This window comes from Ignavibacteriota bacterium (assembly GCA_019637995.1).
GTDB lineage: Bacteria > Bacteroidota > Ignavibacteria > Kapaibacteriales > UBA2268 > JANJTB01.
In genome coordinates this window covers 838,436-851,743 of the sequence record JAHBUQ010000001.1, presented here as the reverse complement: position 1 = coordinate 851,743, position 13,308 = coordinate 838,436, and the positions used below count along the sequence as shown (strand labels likewise).

Genomic DNA, 13,308 nt, shown 5'->3' with positions numbered 1-13,308 from the left:
CTTGCGAAGAAGTATTTTTAGCTGTTGAAAACTTCTATAGTTAAATTTGATAATTAATTGAGAATTTTAATTAAATTTGTATCGTTTGAAAATGTGAAAATAAGAAAAAATTAAAAAAGCGATTTTAATATGAACAAAATTGATGCGAAAGATACGATTGAAAAATTAGCTGAAAGATTCGATTATCATGTCGAAGGATATAAAAAAGGTAGTTTCAACGAAACTCAGACAAGGACGGATTATATCAATCCATTCTTTGAAGCATTAGGTTGGGATATAAACAACAGAGCCGGACTTGCTGAAAGTTACCGTGAAGTTATTCACGAAGATAAAATCAAAGTTGCCGGAAAAACCAAAGCTCCGGATTACTGCTTTACAATTTATGGTCAGAAGAAATTTTTTCTGGAAGCCAAAAAGCCAAGTGTATCAATAAAAGACACAATCGAACCGGCTTATCAACTAAGACGATACGGTTGGAGTGCTAAAATGCCGATTTCAATTATTTCAGATTTTGAAGAATTTTCCATTTATGATTGTACCATAAAGCCCGCACCAACAGATAAAGCCTCTGTTTCGAGAATTAAATATTTCACTTACAAAGATTATCTGAAAGAGTTTGATTTTCTTTGGGAGACCTTCTCTAAAGAAATGGTTCTCAAAGGCAGTTTTGATAAGTTTGTAAGCTCTAACAAAGGCAAAAAAGGTACTACCGGAGTTGACGCTGAATTTCTGAAATCACTTGACACCTGGAGAGATTTGCTTGCTCGAAATATTGTCAACCGCAATCCGGCTATTGATGAAGATGAATTGAATTATTCACTTCAAAAAATTATGGACAGGATAATATTTTTAAGAATATGCGAAGACCGCGGAGTTGAAAGTGAAAATCAGTTATTTAATCTAATCGGTAATAATTCCTATGAAAATCTGAAAACATTGTTCCATACTGCCGATTTAAAATACAATTCCGGACTTTTTGATTATCAAAAGGATAGGATTACTGATAATCTGAAAATTGATGATAAGATACTGAAAACAATAATCGAAGAAATGTATTATCCGAAAAGCCCTTATGAGTTTTCAGTAATACCTGTTGAAATTCTTGGTCATTCGTATGAGCAGTATCTTGGTAAAATTATCCGTATTACTCCCGGACACAGAATAAAAATAGAAGAGAAACCAGAAGTCCGCAAAGCCGGTGGGGTTTATTATACACCTCAATATATTGTTGATTATATAGTTAAGAATACTGTTGGTAAGTTGATTGGGGAAATAGGACGCAGGAATTGGGAATTAGGAAAAGGGAATAATGATGGTGAGAATAGTTTGTTAAAAAAGCAAATTTATTATAATAAATATGGAGAAAAAAATGAAATTGGACAAGGTCAAGAGTTACAAAGACCTGGAAATTTGGAAACAATCAATAGAACTGACAGTTTTGACATATCAAATGGCGAGGGAACTGCCGAAGGAGGAAATGTTTGGTCTGACAAGTCAAATAAAAAGAGCGGTTACATCAATTCCGGCAAACATAGCGGAGGGATGGGGAAGAATTTCCAGACCGGAACTCAGAAGGTTTTTGATAATTGCGAGAGGTTCAGCGACGGAATTGGAAACTCATCTGATATTAGCAGTGAAATTAGAATTTATCAGCAGGGAGGTAATGACTCCAATTTGGGAGAAACTAAATGGAATTCAGAAAATGCTGTCATCAATGATAAGCAATATCAATTCGAAAATAGTATAGTAGGAAATAGGAATGAGGAAGAAGGAAATTGTTTTATTTCTAATTCCCAATTCCTAATTCCTAATTCCTTCTACAATCAGTTCGCTACTCCGGAGGAAATCGAGAAAATAAAAATATGTGACCCCGCGTGTGGTAGTGGTTCTTTTCTGCTTGGTGCTTATCAGTATCTTTTGGATTGGCATAAGGAATACTATCATAATTCAAATATTAAGAATAAGGATAAATTTCTCCGCCCGGACGGAAATTTGACTACACAGGTTAAGAAAGATATACTTCTGAATAATATTTACGGTGTTGATATTGACACAAACGCTGTCGAGGTTACAAAGCTCTCTTTAATGCTGAAGGCAATGGAAGGAGAAACGGAAGCATCAATAAGCCAGTTATCGTTTCTGCATGAAAGGGTACTGCCCTCACTTGACAGCAATATCAAAAGTGGTAATTCTCTTATTGACATAGATTTTTATGATAATCAGATTGATTTCGAGCCGGGAGCCGAAAAGAAGATTAAACCTTTCAACTGGGAGAGTGCTTTTCCGATGGTATTCAAGCAAGGTGGCTTTGATGTAGTGATAGGTAATCCGCCGTATCTAAAAGAAAGGGGAAGCCAAGAAATATTTGAACCAATTTTAAAATCAAGAATTGGTCAATTATACCATCAAGGTAAAATGGATTATTGGTATTATTTTGTACATCGTGGTATTGATATTTTAAAACAAAATGGACTATTCGGTATAATAACGAACAGTTATTGGATGAAAAGTGATGGTGCTTCTATCCTAATTAATCGAATAAAAAAGGAACTTACAATTGAAATTATCGTAAATTTTGATAATTACAAGGTCTTCAAGGATGTAAGTGGTAAACATAATATTTCAATATTTAGAAAAGCAAATGAAAAAGAATATTACACAAAAATTTACAGTATAAGTCAGGATGATCCAAATGATAATATTGATTCATATGATAATCATAGAATTAATAATAGCAATTTATTCGGGGTTGATAAAATAAATTTAAGTTGTGGACTTGATATTTTCAATAACTGTGATTCATTAGTCAACCATTTTGAAGTTTCACAGGGAGTGGTAGAAGCAACTGATAAGATTTCTAAAAATCTTTTTACAAATACCAAAAATAAAAATATAAAAATTGGTGATGGAGTTTTTGTATTAAATGAAAAGGAGATTTCATCATTGGAATTAACTACTTCAGAATTAGAACTATTAAAACCATATTTGAATATTAGTCATGTAAAGCGATATAGTATTAATTATCAGAATGAGTATTTGCTGTATTTAGGTAAAATTGAGAGGGAGAGAATAGCAAGAGGCATTTATCCCAATATAAAAAAACATCTTGACAATATGGAAGAATTTATTACATCATCAAATGCTCCCTATGGGATACATAGAACACGAGAACAAAGATTTTTTGATGAGCCAAAATTGATTTGTAAGGGAATGTTTTTAAAACCTGAATTCTTTTATGATGAGAAAAAATATTATTGTGGATTCTCATTTTCTGTTATTATTCAAAAATCAAATAAATATGATTTAAAATTTTTACTAAGTTTAATGAATTCAAAAGTCGGTGGATATTGGTTCAATATGAATGGAAAAAAAAGAGGTATTGGTGTTGATATTGGGGTAAAAGTATTTAGGTTATTTCCTATCCCCCAAAACCCAGCCCCCGAAACACAGAACCAACTAATTAAGTTAGTCGAAACAATGCTCCAACTAAACAAGGACTTGCAAGCCGCGACACTTCCGGAACAAAAAGAGCACCTGCAAGCCCGCATAAAATATACTGACAATAAAATTGACCAACTCGTCTATCAGCTCTACGAACTGACAGAAGAAGAAATTAAGATTGTGGAGGGGGAGTAGGGTGATGGAAATTACTGCAAAAATATGTATTAAGATGTTTCAAACTATTAAGGACTAGATTGTGACAAGCCAAAATAAACCATTAACTGAGTTAATTATATACCAAACTGAAGACGGTAAGACTAAAATTGAAACCCGCTTCGAAAATGACACTATCTGGCTCACAATTGACCAAATGACAGATTTATTCCAAAAATCAAGGTCAACTATTAATGAACATATTTTGAATGTTTTTAATGAGGGTGAACTTGTTGAGGAAAATTCTGTAAGAAAAATCGGAATTTCCGATTTTTCTACCAAACCTACAAATCTTTACAACCTTGATGTAATTATTTCGGTTGGTTATAGAGTTAAATCTTTAAGAGGTACACAGTTTAGAATTTGGGCTACTGAAAGATTGAAAGAATATCTTATAAAAGGATTTACAATGAATGACGACTTCCTCAAACAAGGAGGTGGTTATTTTGAAGAACTACTTAACCGCATTAGGGATATTCGCTCATCGGAAAAAGTCTTTTATCGTAAAGTATTAGAAATTTATGCTACAAGTATTGATTATAATCCTAAATCTGAAACTACGGAATTATTTTTTCAGACAGTACAGAATAAACTTCATTGGGCGGCGCATGGTCATACTGCTGCTGAAATTATATTTGAAAGAGCCAATTCTGAATTGCCGTTTATGGGTTTGACAAGTTTTAAAGGTAGAAAACCAACAAAATCCGAGATTTCAATTGCCAAAAATTATTTAAATGATGAGGAACTTGGCATTCTCAATCGGCTTGTATCAGCTTATCTTGATATTGCCGAAGTAAATGCTATGCAGAGAAGACCTATGTACATGAAAGATTGGATTGAAGTTCTTGATGGTTTTATTAAAATGTCACGTCAGGAATTACTTGCTAATGCAGGAAAAATTTCTGCCGAATTAGCACAAAAAAAAGCAGATTCTGAATATGAATTATATAAATCAAAAACTATAAACGAACTATCGGATGTTGAAAAACAGTTTATTGAATCAATAAGTAATACTCAAAAGAAACTCAAAAAATTGAATAGAAAAAAATAATATCTGAAAAATTCATTCTATATTATCTTGTTACAGTCTAAGGACATAGTTTATGAAAATGAACTGCTCATTCCCATTTAAAACCGACCGTGAGATTAACCAGCTCGTCTATCAGCTTTATGAATTGAGTGATGATGAAATTAAGATAGTGGAAGGGGAAGGGTGATGGGTTCTGGGTTTCGGGTTCTGGGTTTTGGGTATCGGGTTCTGGGTATCGGGTATCGGGTATCGGTTTTTGGAATAGCAACGTAGTTGAGTACCATTAGTAGCAGAAAGTAAGCCCGAAGCCATCAAATAGCTGACTCCGTAGGAGTAGGATTTGGGACTGGGTTTCGGGTGTCGGAATAGCAACGTAGTTGCTTACACTTAATAGCAGAATTTGCCCCCAACTGCACCAAATAGCCAACTCCGTAGGAGAAGAATTTGGGGTTCTGGGTTTCGGGTGTCGGAATAGCAACGTAGTTGCGTGCCATTAATAGAAAAGGTATCGGTGCTTGGGGTTAGGGGTTAGGAAGAATTGGAATGGGGATTTTGCATTTTCTATTTTCTCTCTTATTAAAGGGAGATGTCACGCAGTGACAGAGGGATTTGAATTTAAACTCAATAACTCAATAACTATCAACTAATTTTTGTCTTAATCCCCCTGTTCGCAAGCGAGCTTTCCCCCTTTTTAAAAGTGGGATTTCTCTATTTAACTTATTTTCTATTAATAGTAAGCTACTACGCAGCTTTTTCCCGACACCCGACACCCTAGCCCCGATACCTTTTCTATTAATAGTTCGCAACTACGTTGCTATTCCGAAACCCGAGCCCCAGCCTCTAATCCCCAATTCCCAATTCCCAATCCCCGAACTTATTTCAAAATATTGAATAATTATTGGCTATAATTTCAATTCCATAAACAAATCTAATGTTTATATTTTTTTTATATCGTTAAATTTTTGCAAATCAATTACGTCTTTATTTTTTTTAATGAAATTAAAAGGATGAAATATATGTTCCATACTGATCTTACAAGGCTTAGCATAGTAAACGCAGAATATTACGCATATCACGGTGTTAAGGAAGAGGAAAAAAAATTAGGCGGAAAGTACGAAGTTGATCTTGATTTGTATTATGATGCCAAAACAGCTATTGTCAATGATGATGTAAAATACTCAGTTAATTACGAGGAAGCCCTATTTTGTGTTTCTGAGATTATTACAGGTTCAGAAAATTATAATTTAGTAGAAACTTTGTGTTCAGATATTCTGAATATGCTTATGGATAAATTTGATAATCTCGAAATGGCAAATGTCAGAATCAGAAAGATGTCAGTTCCAATGAGACGGGTTGTGGGTTTTATTGAAGCAGAACAATCTATTTCAAGAATACAACCAAACCAAGATGAAGAATAATACCGATACACCTGTTCTTCTTTCTTTAGGGTCTAATCTCGGGGACCGTTATGATAATATTATAACGGCAATTAAACTTTTTAAGGAATCAGAACTAATTTCGGATATTTCAATATCTTCATTTTACGAATCAGAACCTTTTGGATACGAGAATCAGCCTTGGTTTCTGAATGTTAGTTTAATTGGTAAAACTTCATACTCAGCAGAAGAAATTTTATACTTTGCAAAAAGTATAGAATATATTTCCGGCAGGCAAAAGCGTGAACATTGGCATGAGCGTGAAATTGATATTGATATAATTTTACATGGAGAAAATGTTGTCAATGATAAAAAACTGATACTACCTCATCCGTATTTTAGCAAAAGAAAATTTGTATTAATGCCAACTGTAGAAATAGCAGGCAGTTTAAGAGATCCGTTATCAAATAAAACGATTACAAAATTACTTGAAGAATGCGAAGATAAATCACAGGTCAAACTTTATAGTGCTTTGGCATCTTGAAAATACCTCATGAAATAATAGAACGCATAAAAGAATCCGCCGACATAGTTGAAATAGTCGGCGAATTTATATCCCTCAGAAAAAGAGGACAAAATTATTTAGGATTATGCCCCTTTCACAAAGAAAAAACACCATCGTTTACTGTATCACCTGATAAAGGCATCTACAAATGTTTCGGGTGCGGAAAAGCAGGAAATGTGTTTACATTTGTACAGGATTATCAGGGATTGAGTTTCTTTGAGGCTGTGCATCTTGTTGCAAACAAATATGGCATAGAAATGCCGAGAATGCATGAGGATGATGGTACAGAGAGAAAATCAAATGATGCAGCTTATGAAGCTATGAAAGAAGCTGCGGAGTTTTATTCAAAATATCTAAGAAAAAAAGAAGGCGCTGCCGCACTTCAATATTTTTACAAAAGACAATTTTCAGATGACATAATTGACAAATTTTTGCTCGGTTATTCGCCTAATGACTGGGAAATATTATCAAAAAGATTAATCAAGCATGGGTTTGAAGAGCAATTGCTTATTGATACAGGTCTTTCAATCAGGACTGAGAGAGGAAATTTAATTGACAGATTTCGATCTCGTGCTATGTTTGCAATTCGTGACTTTATGGGAAGAGTTGTTGGATTCGGTGCGAGGCTAATGATTGATGATAAAACTCAGGCTAAATATATAAATTCACCTCAGTCAGTTATTTATGATAAAAGTAAGCTACTTTACGGAATATTTGAATCAAAATCCGCAATCCGGGATAAAAAATATGTGATAATGGTTGAAGGATATGCCGATTATCTTACACTTTACAGAGCCGGATTTGAGAATGTCGCAGCATCAAGTGGTACTGCACTGACTTCTGAACAAGTGAAATTAATCAAACGCTACACCAAGAGTATATCACTTTGCTATGATGGAGATTCAGCTGGAATTCAGGCAGCACAACGCGGGGCTGAAATTGCTCTTGTTCAGGGACTGGATGTCTCGGTAATTAATCTTCCAGATGGTGAAGACCCTGATACTGTGATTATGAAAAACGGTGCTGTCCAAATGGAGTATTTGATTCGTGACGCTGAATCATTTTTAGATTTCAAATACAGACATGCTAAGCAAAAAGGTGAGCTTGATTCTGCTCAATCGCTTTCGGATTTTGTGCGTTCAACGGTAAAAACAATCGTATCAATTCCTGATTCGATGCAACATGATTTTTATATACGAAAATTATCAGGGTTGTTGGATTTATCAGAGTCTCAGCTCAGACAGGTTTATAAATTCAGAGGACAGTATATTAATGAATTAATTCAATCTGAAACTAATTATGCAGATTCTCGCGAACCAGAAGACTTTTTGGTTTCAATTGAAACTCAAACTGCATTTAATTATGAAGATTTAATAGTTCATCCGGAGCAAATATTAAACGAAGAAAAGCTACTTTTGAAGTATGCCCTGCAAGGTGAAGACGAATTTACTGATTTAATTGAGCGTTATGATGTTGGTCCCGAAATTTTCTATTCAGATTCAGCAAGAGCCTTATTTGCAGTTATTCAGTCACATTCGGTTAATGATAAAATTCTTGACTCCATAATGAGTGATGAAAGTTTAAGCAGGAATATCAGAGGACTGATTGCAGACATTGCTTTAGCCGGTGAATCCCAAAGTGAGCTTTGGCACAAAAAGTTTCAGGCTGAAGAAGTCATTATTGATTATCCGCTTATGATTAGTGACTCAATATTGAGGATAAAAATGAGGTTTGTCCAAAAACAAATTCGTGAAGTACAAAATTTAATGAAAGAAGACGGAGATAACATTGGTCATAAAAACCGATTTCTTGAGCTTCTCCGCAAAGAGAAAGAGCTAAATTCCAAGATTTATAAAAATCAAAGTAGCTTTGAGAATAATTAAATCATCTAATTTCTTCAAATTCTCCAATATTTTTATTTTTTCGACAATTGTCCCAATTAAAATATCTACCGTTCATCGCAATATAGACTCCATTTGGCAGAGTCTGAACAAATGCAATAGCCGCTCCTAAATTGAACAAGCCATCCGAACTGCCGAATTTGTAAGGTATCATTGCACCTGTAAGAATAATGGTTTTGTTGGTTATTTTGGAAGCAATAACCTTAGCTGTTTCTACCATAGTATCTGTGCCATGAGTTATTATTATTTTGTCGTGGTTACTTTTTATGCAATTATTAGAAATAAGCTCACGGTCGTCATCTGTCATTTCAACGCTATCCATCATCATTAGAGTTCTAATTTCTATATCAACTTTGCATCTGCCAAGCTTCAGCATTTCATTCATATGAGTGTCTTTGAAGTATAATGAACCATTAAGTTCGTTATATTCTTTATCAAAAGTACCGCCCGTTACAAAAATTCTTATTGACATAAATATCTTAAATTATACAATATTATAAAAATTTATCTAAAATTTGTTTAGCTTACATTCTGCTGGATAATTAATGGTTTTATATATTAATAAATTACAAGGATTTATTAATACTTTTCACCTTTACTTTCAAGTAATGCACGTTTATTTTCAATCCGAACTAATTTATTGTAAACTGCTTTTCCAAGTTCAATCCCTTTTGAATTCGAATAGTTTAACAGTGCAATCATGACATCGGCAGCTTCATCTTCAAATCTATCAAAAGGTACATCTTTTCCTTTCCATGACTTTTTTTCCAAATTTGCGAGCTCTCCTGCTTCACCATTTAATTCCAGACAAAAAAATTGAGGAAGACGCTTATCGAAACATTCATTTTGATAAGCGTCAAAACCACTTTGAATTGTTTGAATATATTCGGCTACTTTTTCTAATAAGGAGTTTAAACTCTCGGGTTGCCTATTGTTCATCTGTTGAAATTTCTCTTAGCCTGTAACCAACACCTCTTATACTTTGAACCAATGGTTTTTCACCATCTTTCTCAATTTTTGACCTTAATCTTTTAATATATACATCAATAATATTAGATTCAGGATCAAAATTATGTTTCCATACGTGCTGCGTGATTGTACTACGACTTAAAATTCTGTTTTTGTTTCTCATCATATATTCGAGTAGGGCATATTCTTTAGTTGTTAGTTCAATTTCCCTTCCCTGACGATATGCAAGATGTGAAACTGTATCCAAAATTAAATCGCCTGACCTAAGCTTAGTACTCTTTTCAGGACTTGAGCGTCTAAGAATAGAGCGAAGTCTTGCTGCAAGCTCATCAAATGAGAATGGTTTCGGAAGGTAGTCATCGGCTCCAAGGTCTAAACCTGCTACTCTGTCTTCGACATTAGCACGAGCGGTGAGCATGATTACCGGTGTTGAAATTCCTGAATCACGCATTTCTTTCAGCAAAGTGAAGCCGTCTTTTCCCGGTAACATAACATCAAGCACAATTGCATCAAAGTGATTATTCATCACAATTTCAAGTGCTGAAATACCATCATAAGCTGTTTCTACAATGTAACGCTCTTCTTCAAGTCCATGTTTGATAAAATTTGCAACTTTTCTTTCGTCTTCTACAACAAGCACTCTCATATTTTTTCCTTAAAAAATAAAATACAAAACAATCATTTTCCTAAAAATACCTGATGTATCTCGCGTTTGCCGTTGGATAAATCAAGAATTAAATAATACAAACCATTTGCAGCATAAGAGCCATCAGCTCGGGCGCCGTCCCAGTAGTCTGTATATACAATATCTGCAGTTCTGGGAACATCTTTTAAAATTTGCTTTACTAATCTGTTACTCTGGTCATAAATTGATACTGAAATATTCAAACTTTCAGGTATTTTATAAACAAACTCCATTATCTCTCTTTCAGGATTAAAGGGGTTAGGAGCTATGATATTTACATAATTCGGTGTAACACCAGTAATACTTGAATCAGCTCTGAAACAAGCCTCCTGAAGACAGCAAAGCCTTAAAATCAAATTGTCCTGAATATTATAAGGCACATTCCATTTATAAAATGCATCGCTTACATTTGAAGTGCCAATTTGATTGAAAGTAAAGCCTCCATCAAGAGAAACTGATATAGAAATTTCGGAGCAGGGGATAATACCTGCAAACTGTGATGGATTCCATCTTACTATTATTGATGGGTCTGCTGTTAATTTTTCGTCAATTGTAAATTGTAGTTTTTTAGGTATAATTTGAATACCAGAATAATATACAGTATCAGAATAACCATTAATGTGGGTAACAAACATTAAATCAATATATCTCTCGATTTGAGAACTTTGACCACAGTCAAAAATATCGCTGAAACAAGGGATAATGAAGTTGAAATCAGCCTGTCCTGAATTAATATCAGCTAATCCAATATAATTCCAACCTGTTGTGTCAATCACTTTGTAGTATGAACTAACAGAATCAATGCAAGAAACAGATGCAGATATGCTTAATAAATCTCCCGTTTCAAGAAGAGCAGGCAATGTGCTAATCAAATTAATTTCAGGATAATATATGCTTAAGTAACATGAAGCTGCATTTATTTTTTCGGGATAATCTGTCCCCTGTATAATAAATCTGCCTCGAATAATCCTGAAGTTAGTTCCTTTAAATAAGTTTGTACCTGCTTGAACCTGAAAATCAACAAATTCGTTGTTGTTATCTGCGAACTCTTGGATAACTAATGTATCAATTAGGTTTCCATCCGGGTCAAGTCTTTCAAAGAGTATATTTACATTTGGCTGACCCATAATAATATTCTGCCAACGAAGATTGATTGTATCATTTAAGCAAAAATCCGAAATCCCTTCTTTTTGAGGGCAATCAATTACAATTGTATTTTCTATGATACTTCCAATTACATAAGTGCTGTCGAATGTCGTAACTATGATATCAGGTCTTCCATCGCCTTCCAGGTCAGCAATTGCAACATTAGAAATTGTTTGTTTTCTGAATTCTTTAGTATAAACTGTATCAAAAGGGTATCCTAGACGGAAATTTACATCCTGATAATCTCTCATCCTCAAAACCATAAGCTTAGAGCCATCAACTAAAATAATCTCATCTTTTCCATCAGGATGTAAATCTATATCAGCAACAGCTGCAAGCCAGCCATTGACTCGTGAAGTAGCTATAGTATCGAATTGAAAAAGTGTATCACCTGATGGAGTTGGCTTTTCGATAGGGGCTCCTAATCTGTATCGCATTATATATAATCTGCTTTCAGGAAAAACACTTTCTTTGGAACTTTGTGTTACAACAATTTCATTCCCGGGATTATTCGGATAATATTTACCCCAAGAGTTTGACGAAATACCATCAATATTTCCAACCCCCACCGACCAGTAATGGTTTCTGCCGCCACTTAACGGTGGAACAGATGATTGAGGTGTTCCTGTAATTGGGGCGCCACCCTGAGTATAAAGATGCAGCTTAGATTCCCCATCAGAGCCATCAATACCTGAATATTGCTCTGCAACTAAAATAAAATTATTCCTGACATTAGCTGAAACATCAAGTTCTGCATAAATTGGTCTTAAAATTGATCTTGTCCCATTAACCGGAATTACTCTCGGAGAGAAATTATTTGCTAAACCTGCACCTGCTATATTGAAACCAAGAAGATAACTTTCTCCGGAAGATGTGTTAAAATTACCACCTCCAACGAGCTCTGAAATATTTATGTTTGGTTGTACAGAAGATTGCCATGGAAGGAGAACACCTGTAAAATTATTGGCTAATAACTGCACAGATGGCTGATATAAGCCGACATCAGATGCTAAATGAATTCTTAAATCCTTCTGGTCCTTCATATCCGGAAGTGGAAATATCGAATTTTGGTCATCATCGTAAAATTGAGCAAAGCCTCTGAAAAATTCAGGCTCAGTTGTAGAACTTCCCGAAATAATTGGTTTATTCATGTCAATTACGGTATATACCATCAGTCTGCCACCAACTCTTCTTCCGTAAAAAGGTTTGATAGAGGCTGATACATTGGGTGCAAAATCTCTCAAATCAATTGAAAGGCGTTTTACAACTTTTATTGAATCCAGTTCAGCGTCATAACCGAAAATATAAGAGTGTGCAAGAGTATCGGTGCTATTAGGATTAAAAAATTCTATTGATTCACTACCAATGAGAACAGTATTATTTGCATAATTGCTGAATCCTGTGTTCATTGAATCAAACAGAACTGTAAATGCTTTAACATTTTGTGCATAAGCAGGAAGTTTCTGTTTTTTTAGAAGCACACCGGAGCCACCGATAATAACAATTTCATCACCCATAAGCGCAGTCATTTCAAGTGGTTGAGTGAAAGAAATCCCCTCAAAAGTATTATCAACAAGATTACCAATCAGCGGAGTAACATCACCGCTTATATCAGGAGTAGCCCATTTTACTCTGAATGAATCAATATTTTGAATATAAAAACCAGAGCCACCTCGTTTCGACCCACTTAAATTACCATCTCTGAAATGCCATGCAGAGTAGTTGGGTTGTGAGTTTAACTCGTTTTGAAGCATCAAAAAGAGCAGTATTATTATACCAGTTTTTATTACAAAATTCATTTTTTTTAATACTTTGTCAAAAATGTTCATTTGATTCTTCTCCAAAATATTGAATTTAATTTATTTTTCATAATATTTTCACAAAAAAAGTTAATTTTAGTACAAATTTATACGATAAATGTTATAATTTAAGCATAAATTATACCATTTTTATGAAAAATTAATAAGTTGTTCCTTTAATTA

General features: G+C 34.2%; 10 protein-coding genes. 5 read left to right on the top strand and 5 right to left on the bottom strand.

The features are described 5' to 3' along the window. Positions 1-129: 129 nt before the first annotated feature. Together KF896_03300 and KF896_03295 are read left to right on the top strand one after the other, a co-directional pair. The gene (locus KF896_03300) at positions 130-3,636 is read left to right on the top strand and encodes an N-6 DNA methylase (GenBank protein ID MBX3042721.1); all 3,507 of its coding nucleotides are present in this window, start codon (positions 130-132) and stop codon (positions 3,634-3,636) included. A gap of 175 nt (positions 3,637-3,811) precedes the next feature. Then, positions 3,812-4,705: a virulence RhuM family protein gene (locus KF896_03295; protein MBX3042720.1), complete on the top strand. Its 894-nt coding sequence runs from the start codon at positions 3,812-3,814 to the stop codon at positions 4,703-4,705. Positions 4,706-4,995: 290 nt separating this feature from the next. Here KF896_03295 and KF896_03290 read toward each other — a convergent pair whose 3' ends face one another. After that, positions 4,996-5,178, bottom strand: a complete 183-nt coding sequence (locus tag KF896_03290; GenBank protein MBX3042719.1) for a hypothetical protein — start codon at positions 5,176-5,178, stop codon at positions 4,996-4,998. A 522-nt stretch (positions 5,179-5,700) separates the two neighbouring features. Between KF896_03290 and folB the strand changes: the two genes are divergently transcribed. Genes folB through dnaG form a run of 3 tightly spaced genes read left to right on the top strand, consistent with a single transcriptional unit; the run spans position 5,701 to position 8,508 of the window. Further along, entirely contained in the window at positions 5,701-6,102 is a 402-nt protein-coding gene (gene folB, locus KF896_03285) for a dihydroneopterin aldolase (protein ID MBX3042718.1), read from the top strand. After that, positions 6,092-6,604, top strand: coding sequence for a 2-amino-4-hydroxy-6-hydroxymethyldihydropteridine diphosphokinase (gene folK / locus KF896_03280; GenBank protein ID MBX3042717.1), 513 nt, complete (start codon positions 6,092-6,094; stop codon positions 6,602-6,604). The genes folB and folK overlap by 11 nt, the downstream gene beginning before the upstream one ends. Then, positions 6,601-8,508: a DNA primase gene (gene dnaG / locus KF896_03275; GenBank protein ID MBX3042716.1), complete on the top strand. Its 1,908-nt coding sequence runs from the start codon at positions 6,601-6,603 to the stop codon at positions 8,506-8,508. The genes folK and dnaG overlap by 4 nt, the downstream gene beginning before the upstream one ends. Before the next feature lies 1 nt (position 8,509). On the opposite strand, the gene KF896_03270 is transcribed toward dnaG, so the two are convergent. The 4 genes from KF896_03270 to KF896_03255 all read right to left on the bottom strand — a co-directional run bounded on the left by KF896_03270 (position 8,510) and on the right by KF896_03255 (position 13,155). Then, positions 8,510-8,998, bottom strand: a complete 489-nt coding sequence (locus tag KF896_03270; protein ID MBX3042715.1) for an asparaginase — start codon at positions 8,996-8,998, stop codon at positions 8,510-8,512. A 107-nt stretch (positions 8,999-9,105) separates the two neighbouring features. Next, the gene (locus KF896_03265; protein ID MBX3042714.1) at positions 9,106-9,465 is read right to left on the bottom strand and encodes a hypothetical protein; all 360 of its coding nucleotides are present in this window, start codon (positions 9,463-9,465) and stop codon (positions 9,106-9,108) included. Then, positions 9,455-10,141 (bottom strand): response regulator transcription factor, encoded by a 687-nt coding sequence (locus KF896_03260; protein ID MBX3042713.1) that lies wholly within the window; start codon positions 10,139-10,141, stop codon positions 9,455-9,457. Before KF896_03260 ends, KF896_03265 begins: the two co-directional genes overlap by 11 nt. A 32-nt stretch (positions 10,142-10,173) precedes the next feature. Continuing rightward, positions 10,174-13,155 carry a hypothetical protein gene (locus KF896_03255; protein MBX3042712.1) on the bottom strand — a complete coding sequence of 994 codons (2,982 nt, stop codon included), beginning with the start codon at positions 13,153-13,155 and terminating at the stop codon, positions 10,174-10,176. Positions 13,156-13,308 lie beyond the last annotated feature (153 nt).

What these genes read in the sequence shown, in the direction of transcription:
- KF896_03255 (MBX3042712.1), bottom strand. Translation starts at nt 13,155, where the DNA reads ATGAACATTTTTGACAAAGTATTAAAAAAAATGAATTTTGTAATAAAA.
- KF896_03260 (MBX3042713.1), bottom strand. Translation starts at nt 10,141, where the DNA reads ATGAGAGTGCTTGTTGTAGAAGACGAAAGAAAAGTTGCAAATTTTATC.
- folB (MBX3042718.1), top strand. Translation starts at nt 5,701, where the DNA reads ATGTTCCATACTGATCTTACAAGGCTTAGCATAGTAAACGCAGAATAT.
- KF896_03290 (MBX3042719.1), bottom strand. Translation starts at nt 5,178, where the DNA reads ATGGCACGCAACTACGTTGCTATTCCGACACCCGAAACCCAGAACCCC.
- KF896_03270 (MBX3042715.1), bottom strand. Translation starts at nt 8,998, where the DNA reads ATGTCAATAAGAATTTTTGTAACGGGCGGTACTTTTGATAAAGAATAT.
- KF896_03295 (MBX3042720.1), top strand. Translation starts at nt 3,812, where the DNA reads ATGACAGATTTATTCCAAAAATCAAGGTCAACTATTAATGAACATATT.
- folK (MBX3042717.1), top strand. Translation starts at nt 6,092, where the DNA reads ATGAAGAATAATACCGATACACCTGTTCTTCTTTCTTTAGGGTCTAAT.
- KF896_03300 (MBX3042721.1), top strand. Translation starts at nt 130, where the DNA reads ATGAACAAAATTGATGCGAAAGATACGATTGAAAAATTAGCTGAAAGA.
- KF896_03265 (MBX3042714.1), bottom strand. Translation starts at nt 9,465, where the DNA reads ATGAACAATAGGCAACCCGAGAGTTTAAACTCCTTATTAGAAAAAGTA.